Here is a 15,851-nt window from a genome sequence, read left to right as displayed (position 1 = left end):
GTCCTGACAGAGCGGCTGCGGTGTCATAAGTGGCACGAGTGACGGCAGAGCTTAGTTCCGCGGTCAGTCTAGTTGCTGGTGCAGACAGGAAGTCCCGATGTGTCGGCACCTGACGCAGCCAGCTCGACCGCCTTCCGTGCCTCGGTCAGATTCTCGACCTTGACCACCTGGAGGCCGTCAGGGACGTGGCCCACGACGTCGTCGCAATTGGCGGCCGGGGCCAGGAACAGGGTGGCTCCGCCGGACCTCGCACCGTGCATTTTCTGGCTGATCCCGCCGATGGGGCCGACGGCGCCGTCGGGAGTGATGGTCCCGGTTCCGGCAATGTGCTTGCCTCCGGTCAGGTCCCCCGGGGTCACCGTGTCGATGATCCCGAGGGCGAACATCATCCCCGCGCTGGGGCCGCCCACCTTGTCGAGGGAGATCTTGACGTCGAACGGGAACGTGAACTTGTACTGCAGGATCACGCCGAGGACGAAGCGGCCGGTGGAGCTCTTGGCCGGCGTGATGGTTGCGGAGACCTTGCTTCCGGCACGGTCCACGACGACTGTGGCGGGCTTTCCGTTGCCCGCTGCCAGTTCCGCCTGGACGACGCCCAGGCCCGTGATGGGCTTGTCATTGATGGAGACCAGGACGTCGGCCGCCTGGAGCTTTCCTTTCGAGGCGGAGTCATCCGGGAGGCTTGCGATCTGCATTTTCTGGTCGAAGGGGATGTTCAGTACCCTCAGGGCCGAGGCGACGGCGTTCTCCTGCGAGGTTGCCATCGCGGTGGCGTTCTCCTGTTGGGACTGCTCCTTCGTCACGCCGCTCGGGAATAGCAGCTCCTCGGGGTAGACGGCCTTGGTCCCGTTCAGCCACGCAGAAAAAGCCTCGAAGACGCTCACCGGACCGTTGGGGCCGCCGTCGACGTACACCGTGGTGAGGTCCAGGCTGCCCTTTGCCGGAAAGGTCTCGTGTCCCGTGACGCTGATAACCGGCTTGCCGTTGTCATCACCGAGGGTGTTGAACGTGGGCCCGGGGGATTCGACGACATAAGGAACGGGGAGGCTCACCGCCGTGACACCGAGCGCCAGGGCGAGCAGGCCCGACACCAGCATCGCTGAGGACCTCTTGTCCCGGTCCCCGTTGTCCCGTTTCCCGGGGTTGTCCCCGTTCCGGGGGTGACGGGCCCCGCCGAGGCGGGCCCTTCGGCCCCGGACCCGGCTGTCCGCTGGGTCGCTGGCGGGCTGCTCGCCCTGGGTAACTGTCAATGAAGGACCTCTCCGTGCCGGCGCGGGTGGGCCCTGCGGGCCCGTTAACAGCGCACTTGGGCCACAGCCTAACCCGAGGCTGCCGCCTGCAAATATTCCAGCTACCCACACTACGCGCTCGGCCGCCGGGACGGCTCTTTGCCTACAGCGAACGTGGCACAGTTTCGGCAGACAGCCCGTCTTGCCGCGGGGTACCGTGAAGTTGAGAAACAGCCACACCGACGATCGGCGGGATCATGACCTCCAACCCACTCAATCCGTCCAATGGCGACGAGGAACCCAAGGATCCGCTGGCAGAAATGCTCAAGAACCTCATGGGCGGCCAGGGCATGGGGAATATCGACCCCGCCGAACTCGCCAAGGCCGCGGGCCTGCCTGATGATCCGAACCTTTTGGCCCAGATGTTCTCCCAGGTCCAGGCAATGATGAGCGCCTCCACCGAGGGCCCCGTCAACTGGCAGTTGGCGCATGAGAACGCCCGGCGGGTCGCCGCGAGCGGCACCGATCCCTCCGTCACCGCCCAGCAGTCCCGCGAAGTCGATGAAGCCCTGCGGCTCGCCGAGCTGTGGCTCGATCAGGTCACCGGGCTGCCGGCCACGGGGCTGATCGGCAGGGCCTGGTCCCGCGCCGAGTGGGTCGAAGAGACCCTGGCCACGTGGAAACGGCTGACCGAACCCGTCGCCAACAGCATCGCCAATGCGTTGTCCGCAGCCATGACGGAGCAGATGCCGGAGGAAATGAAGTCCATGATGGGCGGCGCCTCCTCGATGATCCAGAACATGGGCGGGGCCATCTTCGGCATGCAGCTGGGCCAGGCCATCGGCGCCCTCTCAGCCGAGGTGGTCAGCTCCACGGACATCGGGGTGCCCCTCGCCGACCTGCAAATGGCGCTCCTGCCCGCCAACGTGGCGAAGTTCGGTGAAGGCCTCAGCCTCCCGGAGAACGACATCCGGCTGTTCCTGGCCGTCCGTGAAGCGGCCCACGCCCGCCTGTTTGTGCAGGTTCCGTGGCTGCGCGGACACCTCCTCAGCGCCATCGAGGCCTACGCCCGCGGCATCCACATCGACACATCGAAAATCGAGGAACTCGCCCGGGACCTGGATCCCAGCAACCCCGAGGGCATCCAGGAGGCTTTGTCCCAGGGCGTCTTCATGCCGCAGCGCACGCCCGCCCAGGATCAGGCCCTCGAAAAACTCGAGACGGCCCTCGCCCTGGTGGAGGGCTGGGTGGACGAACTGACGTGGGCCGCCACGGAGAAGCTGCTGCCCTCGGCCGCGGCGCTGCGCGAGACCGTCCGACGGCGCCGCGCCACCGGAGGCCCGGCCGAACACGCGTTCTCCTCCCTCGTGGGGCTCGAATTGCGGCCGCGCCGCCTCCGGGAGGCAGCCACGCTGTGGGCCTCGCTCAAGGAAGAACGCGGCATCGACGGCCGGGACGCCATCTGGCAGCACCCGGATCTGCTGCCCACCGCGGAGGACCTGGACGATCCCAAGGGTTTCAGCGAACGGCGGCAGCTGGCCGAGGCCAGCGACACCGACGTTGACGACGCCCTGCAGAAGCTGCTCAGCGGCGGCTTCGATGAGCCCGCCGATACCGGGTCCGCGGAGGCCGCCGAGTCCCCCAGGGACGACTCCGGCGAGCCCCCGGTAGCGGACGACGACGCCGACCGTGAGGACGGCGGCCCGGATGCAGGCGGGAATCCCAAGGCTTAACGACCCGAAGCTTAACGACTAGCTCAGCTGGCCCCGGCCGGAACGCAGGTTCCGTCCGGGGCTTCTTGCTGTCCGCCCGCCATGCCGTCGGCGACCTCGACGTCGTCCGTGCCATCGTCCGCGCCGTCGCTCCCTGCCGGCGCGAGGCCGCGCGACGTCGCGAAGGAGACGCCCTCCAGGAATGCCTTGGCCCGCGCCGTCTCCGGATAGGCCTCCAGCAGCCGCCAGAACGCGGCGTTGTGGCCGGCCACCAGCAGGTGTGCGAGTTCGTGGAGCAGCACGTAGTCGATGACCCACTGCGGCATGGGATGGAGCTTTTCGGACAGCCGGATGGTTCCGTCTGACGGCGTCGCCGATCCCCAGCGCGAGTTCTGGTTGCTGACCCAGCGGACCGAGGACGGGACGGCGCGGCCGCCGAGATACTTCGCGGAGAGCTCAGCTGCGTGGGCAGCCAGGGCGGCGTCGCTGCGCGGACGGCGCCGGCCGGCGCCGCTGGCTCCCCGCGCGCCCTGGAGCCGGAGTTTCTCGAGCATCCGGTGCACCCATTCGCGTTCCTGCGCCCTGCTGAAGGAGGCGGGAATGGCGACCACGGCGGTGCCGTTTTCCCAGAACGCGGCGACCGTCCGGCGTCGTCGGGCAGAGCGGCGCACTTCCACCGGGGCGCCGTCGGCGGTGGTCAGCGGGGCGGCCGCCGGTATAGCCGTGGCTTTGGCGGGGCCGTTCGCAGAGCCCGGCATCAGAGGCTGGTGCTTTCGACAAGGACCGCCAGGACGGCTTCACCGTACTTCTCCAGCTTGGACGGGCCCACCCCGGCGAGTGTTGCCAGCTGTTCGAGCGATTCCGGGCGGGCTTCGGCGATGGCGGTCAGCGTGGCATCGGTGAAGACCACGAAGGCGGGGACGTCGGCCGCGAGAGCCACGTCCTTGCGCCATTGCCGGAGCGCGTCAAACGTCTGCTCCTCGTAGCTGGGCGGGCACTGGTTGCAGCGCCCCACCTTGCGTTCAGCACCGCTGGAGAGCATGGTTCCGCAGACCCGGCACGACGCCGGAACAGCGGCTTTCCGGCGCGGCGCCGCGCCCTTGCCGCGGATCGAGGAGCTGGCCACGGAGTCCGGCCGCAGCCCGTCCAGGAAGCGCGAGGGCTTGCGGTTGGCCCGGCCGCCCGGCGTCCTGGCTGTGGACCACGACAGGAACAGGTGTTCGCGGGCGCGGGTGATGCCCACGTATAGCAGCCGGCGTTCCTCGTCCACGGCTTCGGGAGTGTCAGCGAAGGAAATCGGCACGAGCCCTTCGCTCAGCCCCACGAGGAACACGGCGTCCCATTCGAGGCCCTTCGCGGCGTGCAGCGAGGCCAGGGTCACGCCCTGGACGGTCGGTGCGTGCTGGGCCAGGGACCGCTCCTGGAGCTCGTTGACAAAGTCCGAGAGGCTGAAGTGCTCGCCCCTGCTGATCACGAGCTCGTCCGCCAGTGCCACCAGCGCGGCGAGCGATTCCCAGCGTTCCCGGAGGGCTCCGCCGCTGTGCGGCGCCGAGTCGGAGTAGCCCAGGGAGGCCACGATGTCGCGGACCAGCTGGCCCAGTGGCTCGGGCGTGGCGGTTTCGGCTGCCGCACGGGTGGCGGCCCGGAGCTGGAGAATGGCGTCACGGACCTCCTTGCGGGCGAAGAAACGCTCACCGCCGCGCAGCTGGTAGCCGATCCCGGCGGAGGCCAGCGCCTGTTCGTAGGCTTCGGACTGTCCGTTGGTGCGGAACAGCACCGCGACCTGGCTTGCCGGGGTACCGGCGTCGAGCAGTTCGCCGACCCGGGCGGCCACCGTGGCGGCCTCGGCCTCGTCGTCGGAGCATTCGGTGAACCGCGGCACCGGGCCAGCCGGCCGCTGCGCCACGAGCTGCAATGGGGTGGCCCAGGCGGCGTCGGCGACGGGACCGCCGCTGCGCCGTCCCGCCAGCAGATCGTTGGCCAGCTTCACCACTTGCGGGGTGGAACGGTAGTCGCGGATCAGCTTGACCATGTGGGCTTCGGGGTACATGGCCTTGAAACCGAGCAGGTGCTTCGGGGAGGCGCCCGTGAAGGAGTAGATGGTCTGGCTGGCGTCGCCGACGACGCACAGGTCATCGCGGCCGCCCAGCCACAGTTCTAGGAGCCGCTGCTGCAGCGGCGAGACGTCCTGGTATTCATCGACGACGAAGTGCCGGTACTGCTCGCGGACGGTCGCGGCCACCTTGGGATCCTCCTGCAGGATGCCGACCGTGATCAGCAGCACGTCCTCGAAGTCGATGACGTTCCGGTCCGTCTTGACGTCCTCATAGGACTGGAAGACCCGCGCGACGGCGGTCAGGTCAAAGCCACCGGGATTCCCCCGGCCCTGGGCGTTTTCCAGGTAGTTGGCGGGCGTCAGCATCGACACCTTGGCCCACTCGATTTCGGAGGCGAGGTCGCGGATGGAGGCCCGGTCGGTGCTGAGCCGGAGCCGGCGCGCCGCCTCTGCGATCATCTGCGCCTTGTGGTCCAGCAGATTGGGCAGGACACCCCCCACAGCCTGGGGCCAGAAGAACTGCAGCTGCCGCAGCGCCGCGGCGTGGAAGGTGCGGGCCTGGACATTGCCGACCCCCAGGTCACGGAGCCGGCTGCGCATTTCCGCGGCCGCCCGCGCGGTGAACGTGACGGCAAGGAGCCGCTGCGGGCTGTACACCCCCGAGTGCACGCCGTAGGCGATGCGGTGGGTGATGGCGCGGGTCTTGCCGGTGCCGGCGCCTGCCAGCACGCACATGGGCCCGTGCAGGGCGCTGGCGACCTCGCGCTGTTCGGCGTCGAGGCCGCCGAGGATCCGCTCCTCGAGGGAGCGGTTGTCCGGAGCCGGGCCGCCTGCTGAGTTGCCGTCGTCGGGCTCGCTGCCGGGGATTGCGCTGAAGTTCAGATTCTCTGTGGTCACTTTTGCTGCTCAGTCGATAGAGGGTGTCCTGTGGGTGGCGGGCTGCCGTGCGGCGGCTCCGTTAGGTCCCGCCATGCGGGGCTGTGGTCAGGGGCGTCACGGGGTATCCGGGCGGTCCTGGATGACGCCGCCGTACCAGTGCTCGATCAGGGAACGGGCGATGGAGAGCCGGGTGGAGATGATGATCTCGCCGCTGAGGACCGCTTCCTGCAGTTCGCTGCGGCTGAACCAGCGCGCCCGGGTCACCTCGACGCCGTCGGGCCGGGCCTCGGTGTCCGGGGTCGTGGCGGTGAAGCCGAGCATCAGCGAGGCGGGGAAGGGCCACGACTGGGATCCCAGGTACTGGGATGCGGTGACCCGCACCCCGACCTCCTCACCGATTTCGCGCTGCACAGCCTGTTCGAGCGACTCCCCGGGCTCGACGAAGCCGGCAAGGGTCGAATAGTTCCGGGCGTCGAGGGGACCACCGCCGCCGAGCAGCAGACGGTCATCGGGGCCCACCACTGTGACGATGATGGCCGGATCCGTGCGGGGGTAGTGCTCGGAGTTGTCAGCGGGGCAACGGCGGACCCAGCCCCCGGCTTCCGGCTGCGTAGGGTTGCCGCACCGCGGGCAGTGGGTGTGCGTGGCGTGCCAGTTGGCAATGGCACTGGCTTCGATGAACAGCGCGGTGTCCGTCGGGTTCAGGCGGGCGGCGACCTCCCGGAAGCCCGCCCACTGCGCGGCGTCCGGGATGCCGGCCACATGCGCCTCAAACTCCTCGGCCCGGATCTCAAACTGCTGCGGAAGGATGAAAAGGACCAGCTCGGTGCCCGCGTCGAGGTCCGAGCCGGCCAGGGCTGAACCCAGATAGATCAGATCCTGCGGAACGTAGGGGGTGTCCTGGAGGTGCTCTGCGATTTCCGCCGCGTCGAGGAGGACAAGGCTGTTTCCGCTGACGAGGGCCTGCCGGCCGGAGAGCACCATGGCCCGCGCGGTGCCGGAGCGGACCAGCTCGCCGAGCATTCCGGGTTTCATCCGGGCCGCGGATCCACGATCGATCAGCGCGGGGAGCACCGGAAGGACCGTATCCATCAGGTGGTTGGCCGTCAGCCTGTGCCCCGGAGAGCTTTCCGGCGCCGTCACTGCCGATGCGGTGTTCTCCGATGCCGCGTTCTCTGGTGCCGCGTTCTCTGGTGCCGCGTTTTCAGAGGGCGCGTTCTCTGGTGCCGGTGACTCCGCAAGACTCATATACCCACCGTACTGACTCGGGCAGACAATTGACATTTTCCGCCGGCGTTGCAGGCGCAGGAACGCGCCATCGAAGTGGCCGGGACGGGCGGAGCCGGAGCGGAATCCGCTGCGCAATTTCGACCTGATCTGGAGACTCGCCGTGGTACATCGCTGTCTTGGGCGCCGCTCAATCTACCGTGGAAGCGTGAGAAGAAAACCAATCGAACTGGCAGCTGTAGCAACCGCGGCGGTCCCCGGCCTGACACCGACCGCCGTCAGCTCTGCGCCCGACGATCCGGCAGACTTCGACTCAGCCCTCCTCCTCGACTCCGAAGGCAAACGCTGGCGCGTCCGCTCGCCGCGGCACGCCGAGGCCAGCGCCCGCCTGGAGACGGAATTCCTGGTGCTTCGCGCCTTCGTCCCCGGCATCCGGGCAGAGCTGCCGTTCCTGATGCCCACGGTGGCCGGGACCGTCCGGCAGGGCCCGCTCAGCACCTTTGTCTATTCCCATCTGGCCGGAGCCACCCGTTCCGTCGAGGAACTCAGCAGCGGATCCGCCGTTCTGGCCCGGGAAATAGGGGCAGCCCTGGCCGCCATCCACGACCTGCCCCGGACCCTCGTCAGCAACGCCGATCTGCCGAGCTACACGCCCAACGAGTTCCGGCAGCGCCGCCTCAACGAACTGGACCAGGCCGCGACGACGGGCAAGATCCCGCCGCTGCTGCTGCGGCGCTGGGAACACGCGCTGGAAGATGTGTCGCTGTGGCGCTTCAATCCCTGCGTGGTCCACGGCGACCTGCACGAGGACAACCTCCTGGTCGACGGCGACCGCGTGACCGCCGTGACCGGGTGGACCGATCTGCGCATCGGCGACCCGGCGGACGACATGGCCTGGCTGGTCGCCTCGAACGAGCAGGACTTCGTGAGCGCGGTGCTGGAACACTACACCTCCAGCCGGCGGGACATTCCCGATGCCCACCTGCTGCGGCGTGCGGCACTGTCAGCTGAATTTGCCTTGGCCCAGTACCTGGTCAAGGGCCTGGCCGCCGGAAACCAGGACATGATCCACGAGGCCGAGTCCATGCTCACTGCACTGGCCGACGACGTCGCGGAACACGGCGGCCAGCCCATCAGCGTGGAACCTCTGCCCCGGCCGGTCGCGCCCCCCGGACCCGGCAGCCAGCAGGATGCGGACGGGGCTGACGTCCCTGCCATGCCTGCCGTCAGCAAGGTGACCCTGCTCGCCCAGGACGGGGTGTCCGGACCGGACGCGGTTCCAGCCAGCAACGCGATGCCGGCCGTGCACGTGACGCCGATCCCGGCCGACGTGACGAACGACGACGACGAAGACTCACCGGCCGAGGGTGGCAACGCAGTCGACGGCCATCAGGGCGGCGGCGAGCACGGCGCAGCCGTCGCCGAGCCGGGCGCGGCCGAAGGCGCGCAGGGCGGCGAGGTCAGCGGCGCAGTCGACGGGGACGAACGCGAAGGCGAGCACGGCGCAGCCGTCGCCGCGCAGGGCGAGGCCGACGGCGAGCCAGGCAGCGCAGGCTCACCGGACGACGGCCCCCGCGACTCCACGGACAACGCCGCCGCTGACAACGCCGCCGCTGACAACGTCGGGCAGGAAGTTGCCGGGGGCACGCCTGCCGTCTCAGCCGCCCACGACGCCTCGACTCAGTCGATCACCGTTGTGCAGCCGAATCCGGGAGATGACACCTCGACCGCCGCAATCACGGTAGTCGAGGCAAAGTCCCTCTAAGCCTGCTTACCGAGTCCGCCGGTCAAATCGGCCTGGTCAAATCGGCCTGGTCAAATCCGCTTGCGCTCCTTTGCCCACCGCGCTCCTCCCGAGGGCCGTGGCCACGATCTCCTCGAGTCTGTCCGCCGATCCCAGATCGTGCGGGCGGACCACCTGGTTGTCCGCCACGTAGTAGAACGCGGCCCTGACGTCCTCCAACGGGACCCTCTTGAGCCGGGACCAGGCCAGGCGGTACACGGCGAGCTGGACGGCCTTGACCTTCAGCTGGGCGGCGGAGGGGCGGCGGCCGGTTTTCCAGTCCACCAGGTCCCAGCCGCCGTCGGCGTCCCGGAACACGGCGTCGATCCGGCCGCGGACCACCACGTCAACGATCCGAGTCTCGACGGGGACCTCGACATGGGCGGGGGCGCGGTGGGCCCACTCGGACTGGCGGAAGGTTTCCACCATGGAATCCAGCCCGTAAGCCTCGTCGATATGGTCATCCGAACCGGCTGCCTCGCCGAGGTCCAGCATGCCGGCCGCGCCAAAGTACTCCTCCACCCAGGCATGGAAGGCCGTGCCCTTCCGGGCCGACATCCCCGGTTCGCGCGGAACGGGGCGCCGCAGCCGGGCCACGACGGAACCCGCGTCGTCCTCAAGGTCCACCAGCGTCGAAGCCGAGATGTGGCCCGGCAGGTGGACGTCCTGCACTGCGGTGCGCCGGGACCGGCGTTCCAGCAGCGTCGCCGCTTCCCGGGCCCACCCCGCCGCGGGGCCGCGCAGCAGGCGCCGCTTTTCCCCGCCGGTGGCAGCCGCCAAGGCGTCACTCAGGGCGTCACTGAGGGCGCCGTCATCGGGCGCCGCGTTTACGGCGTCGGGATCAAGCGCACGGGTGTCCATCACGCGCAGCACCCGGGCGGCTGCTGATTCCATGGCCGCCCGGCGGCCCGGAACAAGCCTCAGCCGCGCCCCCGTGCGGGGGTCAGACGGCCCTTCCAGGGGGTCGTAGGGCCACACGGCGACTTCGAGTTCGGAGGTCAACGGGCTCTCCTCCGGCAGCGATTCCTCGCTCTCGGACAGGGGGTGGATCTCGGCCGCGCCTTCGGCCGCGAGGCCTTCGAGTTCTGCCAGGAAGGGCGACATCCCGGCCATGCCTGCCCGGGAACCCACCCACGCGGCACTCGAGGTCCAGAGCACGTGTTTGGCCCGCGTGTAGGCCACATAGGCCAGGCGCCGCTCTTCGGCTTCGCCGTGGGCCTGGACGGCGGACTTGAAGTCCTTCTCGGCGTCGAGCCAGCCTTTCTGGTCCAGCTGATCCAGGTCCCATTGCGGCAGGTCGGCGCGATCGCCGCGCAACGGCCAGGGCAGGGCCGCGCTTCCGCTGCTCCAGCGTGAGTCCCGGCTGCTGGGGAACGCCCCGGAGTTGAGCCCGGGCACGAACACAACGTCCCATTCCAGGCCTTTGGAGGCGTGCACGGTCAGAAGCTGGACGGCCTCATGGTTCACTTCCGGCGCGGCGGCATCGAGCCCGTTCTCCTCGGCGGCCGCGGCCTCAAGCCAGGCGAGGAAGGCCAGCACGTCGATCCGTTGCGAGGTGTGCAGGAATCCGGCGGCGGCGTCCTGGAAGGCGTCCAGGTTCCGGCGTGCCTGATGGATGCTGATCCCGGGCCGGGCCGCCACCTCGATGTCGAGGAGCATGGCCCGCTCGACCTCGCCGAGCAGGGTGGTGAGGTCATCCCCCATGTAGCTGCGCAGCTGCCGGAGCTCGTCGGACAGGCGCTTTAGCCGGTCCTGGGCCTCGGGGCTCAGCCGGCGGCCGTGCGATGAGGTCCAGCCCTCGCGGGGCAGCCAGTCCAGTGCTTCGACGAGGCTGGCGGCATCCGTGAGGTCACCCTCGATCACGGCCGCGTCGGTGTCGGCGGTGTCGCCAATGTCGTCTTCCGTGTAGGAACTGCCAGGGCGCCCCCGGCGCCGCGCGAGGAAACTTGACCAGTCCCGGAACGCCATCAGGTCCGCAGGGCCGATCCGCCAGCGTGCACCGGCCAGCAGGCGCATCAGGGAGTCCGAGCGGCCGGGATCGGCCAGGACCCTGAGCGTCGCGACGAGGTCGATGATTTCGGGCGTATCCAGCAGCCCGCCGAGCCCGACGATCTCATAGGGAATGCCCCGCAGCTCGAACTCCCGGCGGATGCATTCCATCTGGGCCCTGCGCCGGCACAGCACGGCCATGGCCGGAGGGAAGGTTTCCGCCGCCTGCGGTGCGTCGAAGTCGGTCACCCGGAACTTCAAAACGTCGCCCGCGATCGCCGCGGCCTCGGCCTCGTCCGTGGCGAACCGTCCCATCACGACCCTGCCCTGGACCGCGGCCGGGCTGGGCTGCAGTGGCGGGACTTCGACGGCTTCGGCGGTGTCCCGGGTGCCGGCGGCACCGGCATGGGCCGCGGTCTTGCTGAGGGGGGCGGAAATGAGGTTGGCGGCGGAGAGGATGTTCCGGCCGTTGCGCCACGCAGTGGTCAGGTACGACGTCGGTGCCACGGCGAAGCGCGGGGCCGCGCCAGCCGGGGCCGCGCCGGTGTCCTCCACGTCAGTGTCTTGTCCGGCGGTGTCTTGACCGGCAGTCCGCACCGGGAATTCGCGGACGAAGTGGAAGAGCTGGCCGGCGGAGGCGCCGCGGAAGCCGTAGATGGACTGGTTCGGATCCCCCACCGCGGTCACGGCGTGGCCGTCACCGAAGAGCCTGGAGAAGAGCACCAACTGGGCATGGGAGGTGTCCTGGAACTCGTCCAGCAGCACCACCTTGTAGCGCTGGCGCTCCATTTGCGCCGCCACCGGGATCTCATTGGCTACCCTCGCCGCCAGGGCCACGAGGTCGCCGAAATCCAGGGCTCCCCTGGCCCGCTTCGCCTCGGAATAGCGGCCCACCATGTCCGCGACGCTCGCCCGGGTGCGCAGCATCGCGCTGAGCTCTCCCGCAGCCTGGCTGGGGTTCTTCTTGGCGCTGGCGAGGTAGGGAAGCGATTCGAACCCGGCAATCCGCTCCAGCAGCCATCGGCGGACCTGGGCGGGATCCTGGAGGTGCTCCGCGCACTCACCGGCGAGCTGGATAACCGCTTTGACGAGGGTGGACTTGGCCGACCGGAAATGCTCGTAGTCGCCGTCGAAGGCTTCCACCACCTCGCTGGCGAGCTGGAAGGACTGGGCGCCGCCGAGCAGCACGACGTCGCGTTCGACGCCGAGCCGGAGGCCGTAGTCGGACACGATGCCGCTGGCGTACGAGTGGTAGGTGGAGACCTTGGGTTCGAGCGCGTCCGTGCTGAGCAGCCCGGCCGGGAAGAGCTTGTTTTGGTTTTGCGCGTCAGCCGCGGCGATGCGCTGCAGGGCGGCCAGCTTGGCGCGGATCCGGGTGGCAAGTTCCCCGGCTGCCTTGCGGGTGAAGGTCACGCCGAGCACTTCCTCCGGCCGGACCCAGCCGTTGGCCACCAGCCACACCACCCGGTCCGCCATGGTGGCGGTCTTTCCCGAGCCTGCTCCGGCAATGACGAGCCGCGGCGACAATGGCGAGGAAATGATCAGGGACTGTTCGGCCGTGGGGCTGTTACTCTCCCCCAGCAGGGCGGACAGTTCCTCCGGGCTGAACCGCGGGACAGGGAGCGGAACAGGCAGCTGTCCAGGCTGCTGCACGGGCTGCGGTGCCGGAAGGCCTGTCGTCCGGGCATCGGGGGTCATTCGGTAACCTGCTTTCCACGCACGCACAGCGGACAGACTTCGGGGAGCCGGCAGCCGTGACCGCCGTGGCCCCCCTTGGACGGATCGTGGCGGGCCTCGAAGGTGCTCCCGGACATCACGCGGGCGGCGTCGTTGACCAAGTCGAGCGCCCAGTTCTCCTGGGGGTCCAGCGCGGCCTGCGCCTGGATACCCGGGCTTTTGGTCCCGGTGCCGAGCTGGGCCAGGACGGCACCGCCCGGTAGCGGCGGCGGACCGTCGTCGGGGCCGGCAAAACCCCCGGCCAGCACGGCGGCCTGGTAGGCGCCCAGCTGCGGATGCCGTTCGAGGTCCGCTTTGCCGGGCTGGCGTTTGCCGGTCTTGAGATCCACGATGACCAGGCGGCCCTCGGCGTCGATCTCCAGCCTGTCGACCTGGCCCCGCAGAACGGCGGGCCGGGCGAGCCAGGTCTCGTCGCCGGAGTCCGGGCCGGAGTCTGGACCGGTAGATCCGGCACGGGTGTCCGCCGAAACGTCCGGCAGCTTCACCTCGAAGTCCTGCTCGACGCCCAGCAGGCAGCGGCCTTCGCTGCGCATGACCAGTACGTACTGCGCGAGCTTGCGGACCATGGCTTCGGCCCGCTGGAAGTCCAGCTTCCCTTCCCAGTTGTCCTTCATCCCGAGCGCGGGCCAGCGCCGGACGAGTTCCGCGACATATTCGCTTCCCGAGGCGTCCGGGAGGTCCTGGGCGATGGCGTGGACCAGGGTTCCCAGGCTGCGGGCGAAATCCGTCGCCGCCTCGCCCCCGGCGGCCTGGATGAACCAGTCAAGGGGCGATTTCTGCACGGTTTCGACCTTCGACGGCGAGACGTAGACCGTGCCGCCCGGCGGGACCACGGGCTCTTCGGAGGACAACGGTGCCAGGCCCCACCAGCTCGCCGGGTGCGCCCCCGCCACGGGCGGCCGCGCGGTGGCCAGGGCACCCAGCACGGCGGTTGCCTCAAGGGATTCGGCAGCATCGGCGTCCAGCTGGGCGTACTGGCGCAGTTCGGCCACGAGGGCGCGCAGTGTCAGCGGACGCTCCACCGGGGTGAAGCCGCGCCGGCTCTGATCCGGGCGCAGGGGGGCCGCATAGTCCAGGAAGGAGGACGGCTGCTCGTCCTCCGAGGAGACGGCGCTGCAGATCAGCACCTCCCGGGCCCGGGAGACCGCGGTGGAGAAGCTCCGCAGCTCGTCATAGCGGATTTCGCGCAGCCGGCTGAGCGGATCCATTTGCAGGGCGTACTCCACTCCGTGTTCGACGGCGTCGGCAAACAAGGTGCTGCCGAGCAGTTCGCCGCGGAGCCGGGTGTTGGGCCACACGCCTTCCTGCAGCCCCGGCACGATGACGACCGGCCATTCCCGTCCGGCGGCGCTGGCGGGCGTCATGAGTTCCACCGCATCCTCGAGCTGCGCCCTCGCGGCAAGGGTGTCCATGGGAAGTTCCTGGCTGAGCAGGTATTCGAGGAACTGCTCCGGGCCGGACCCGGGCAGCTGGTCCACGAAGCGTTCCGCGGTGTGGAACAGCGCCATCATGGCATCGAGGTCGCGGTCTGCCCGGGCGCCGGCGGATCCCCCGGCCAGGGCGGCCTCGGTCCAGCGGGCAGCAAGTCCGGTGGAGTGCCAGAGCGCCCAGAGCACGGTCTCGGCGTTGCCGCCGGGTGCCCCGGCAGCCTCCCGTCCGGCGCTGATCATCCGGGAAATCCGGCGGGCGGAGTGCCCCTCGATGCCGAGCGTGGCCAGGGAGCCCGGCTCCAGCAGGGCCTCGATCAGAAGGGCGTCGCTGGTGCGGCCGCCGCCGCCCAGGATCTCCTCCCGCCGCAGCGACTGGCGCAGCCGCCGCAGTTCGATCGAGGTTGCCCCGCCGATCCGGGACGTCAGCAGGGACACGGCCGACTCGGGGGTGAGCGTGGCCGGGTCAAGTGCCACCGCATAGGCGTCCAGCAGGGGACGGACCGCGACCTCGTCCCGGACGGCGGATTCGGCCACGGGAATCCGGACCGGGATCCCCTGGCCGGCGAGGTACCGCTGCAGCTGGCTGAGCTGGCCGCCGTTGCGAACGATCACGGCGATCTCGCCGAGCTCACGGCCGTCGTTCAGCTGGGCTTCCAGGATCCGTTGCGCCACGTAGCGCAGTTCGTGGACCGGGGACGGCAGCAGGTGCGCCTCGACGCTGCCGGTGCCATCAGGGCCCGTGCCATCAGTGGAGGCGTCCGGGCGGGGCTGTTCCAGCCGTCGTGCGGACTGCCCGCCGGCGCGGCGGGAGATGCGCCCGGCCACCGACAGCCAGGACTCCGCCACGGCGGGAGCGTGCCGGTGGGTGAACCAGAGCGGACGTTCCAGGACCGCTCCGGCTGCGGGGGCCAGCAGCCGGGGCAGCTCGGCCACGAGGTCCGGCCGCGCCCCGCGGAAGCCCTGGACCACGGTGTCCGGGGATGAGGTGATGATGGCGTCCTTGCCTGCCGCGATGTCCGCGAGCAGTTCGAACACCGCGGGATTCGCCTCCTGGATGTCGTCCACCAGGATCAGCTGCAGCCGCTCCCGCTCAGCGGCCAGGAATTCCGGCGCATCCTGGAAGATCTGGCGTGCTGCGGTGATGATGCCGGCGGGATCAAAGGCTTCGGGCATGCGGAGGTCCAGGACGTCCCGGTACTCGGAATACAGCGCGGCGGCGGCGGCCCAGTCGGGCCGGTTGCAGCGCCCGGCCAGGGCGGACAGATCCTCCGCGGTCCGCCCGGATTCGATGATGCGGTCAAAGAGCTGGCGCACTTCCTGCCGGAAACCCCGGGTCTGCAGGGCAGCCCCCAGGTCTTCCGGCCAGGGCAGCTCCAGGCCGGGCAGGGCATGCCCTTCGAGCAGTTCCTTGATGATCAGGTCCTGTTCCGGTCCGGAGAGCAGTTTCGGCGGACGCGGCAGCGGCAGGATGCCTCCCGCCTTGGCGCGCCGGATCAGATCGAAGGCGTACGACGCCCAGGTGCGCGCCGGCGTCGTACTCAGGCTCCGGTCCAGCCGGGCCGTGAAGCGGTCCCGGAGCGAATCCGCGGCGAGCCGTCCCGGTGCCAGGATCAGCATCCGCTCCGGGTCCAGGCCGTCCCGCTGCGCACGGCGGACGGCGGCCTCCACCAGGACCGTGGATTTTCCGGTGCCGGGTGCCCCGGGCACAAGGACGGGCCCGGAACCGTGCGGCACGTCGACGGCGGCGAACTGGTCCGGCGTCAGCACCGGGACGGCGCTGTGCTGCGTCCGTGGCGGCAGCAGGCGCAG

7 protein-coding genes and 1 pseudogene are annotated in these 15,851 nt (G+C 69.7%); 2 read left to right on the top strand and 6 right to left on the bottom strand.

The genetic code is table 11. The features are described 5' to 3' along the window. Positions 1-68: 68 nt before the first annotated feature. A complete protein-coding gene (locus tag ACQCSY_RS15485) occupies positions 69-1,250 on the bottom strand; it encodes a YlbL family protein (protein WP_427130127.1) in 1,182 nt (393 codons plus the stop codon). Positions 1,251-1,486: 236 nt separating this feature from the next. Between ACQCSY_RS15485 and ACQCSY_RS15480 the strand changes: the two genes are divergently transcribed. After that, positions 1,487-2,962 (top strand): zinc-dependent metalloprotease, encoded by a 1,476-nt coding sequence (locus tag ACQCSY_RS15480; protein ID WP_427130126.1) that lies wholly within the window; start codon positions 1,487-1,489, stop codon positions 2,960-2,962. A gap of 23 nt (positions 2,963-2,985) precedes the next feature. On the opposite strand, the gene ACQCSY_RS15475 is transcribed toward ACQCSY_RS15480, so the two are convergent. The 3 genes from ACQCSY_RS15475 to nudC all read right to left on the bottom strand — a co-directional run bounded on the left by ACQCSY_RS15475 (position 2,986) and on the right by nudC (position 6,968). Then, positions 2,986-3,699: a M48 family metallopeptidase gene (locus ACQCSY_RS15475; RefSeq protein WP_427130124.1), complete on the bottom strand. Its 714-nt coding sequence runs from the start codon at positions 3,697-3,699 to the stop codon at positions 2,986-2,988. Continuing rightward, positions 3,699-5,864, bottom strand: coding sequence for an ATP-dependent DNA helicase UvrD2 (locus ACQCSY_RS15470; protein WP_427135866.1), 2,166 nt, complete (start codon positions 5,862-5,864; stop codon positions 3,699-3,701). Before ACQCSY_RS15470 ends, ACQCSY_RS15475 begins: the two co-directional genes overlap by 1 nt. A gap of 126 nt (positions 5,865-5,990) precedes the next feature. Next, positions 5,991-6,968 carry an NAD(+) diphosphatase gene (gene nudC / locus ACQCSY_RS15465; protein ID WP_427135864.1) on the bottom strand — a complete coding sequence of 326 codons (978 nt, stop codon included), beginning with the start codon at positions 6,966-6,968 and terminating at the stop codon, positions 5,991-5,993. A gap of 343 nt (positions 6,969-7,311) precedes the next feature. On the opposite strand from nudC, the pseudogene ACQCSY_RS15460 reads away from it, so the two are divergent. Next, positions 7,312-8,475, top strand: a pseudogene (locus ACQCSY_RS15460) (phosphotransferase); the annotation flags it as partial. A 429-nt stretch (positions 8,476-8,904) separates the two neighbouring features. Here the strand turns inward: ACQCSY_RS15460 and ACQCSY_RS15455 are convergent. Together ACQCSY_RS15455 and ACQCSY_RS15450 are read right to left on the bottom strand one after the other, a co-directional pair. After that, positions 8,905-12,573, bottom strand: coding sequence for an ATP-dependent helicase (locus ACQCSY_RS15455; RefSeq protein WP_427130122.1), 3,669 nt, complete (start codon positions 12,571-12,573; stop codon positions 8,905-8,907). After that, positions 12,570-15,851, bottom strand: a complete 3,282-nt coding sequence (locus ACQCSY_RS15450; RefSeq protein ID WP_427135862.1) for an ATP-dependent helicase — start codon at positions 15,849-15,851, stop codon at positions 12,570-12,572. The genes ACQCSY_RS15455 and ACQCSY_RS15450 overlap by 4 nt, the downstream gene beginning before the upstream one ends.

Source organism: Pseudarthrobacter sp. S9, from assembly GCF_050156545.1.
GTDB lineage: Bacteria > Actinomycetota > Actinomycetes > Actinomycetales > Micrococcaceae > Arthrobacter.
The sequence above is the reverse complement of the archived record's forward strand: the minus strand, read 5'-3'. Positions and strand labels throughout refer to the sequence as shown.

Bases quoted from the DNA above. Each gene is read 5' to 3' on its own strand.
- ACQCSY_RS15455 (WP_427130122.1), bottom strand. From the start codon at position 12,573: ATGACCCCCGATGCCCGGACGACAGGCCTTCCGGCACCGCAGCCCGTG.
- ACQCSY_RS15480 (WP_427130126.1), top strand. From the start codon at position 1,487: ATGACCTCCAACCCACTCAATCCGTCCAATGGCGACGAGGAACCCAAG.
- nudC (WP_427135864.1), bottom strand. From the start codon at position 6,968: ATGGATACGGTCCTTCCGGTGCTCCCCGCGCTGATCGATCGTGGATCC.
- ACQCSY_RS15475 (WP_427130124.1), bottom strand. From the start codon at position 3,699: ATGCCGGGCTCTGCGAACGGCCCCGCCAAAGCCACGGCTATACCGGCG.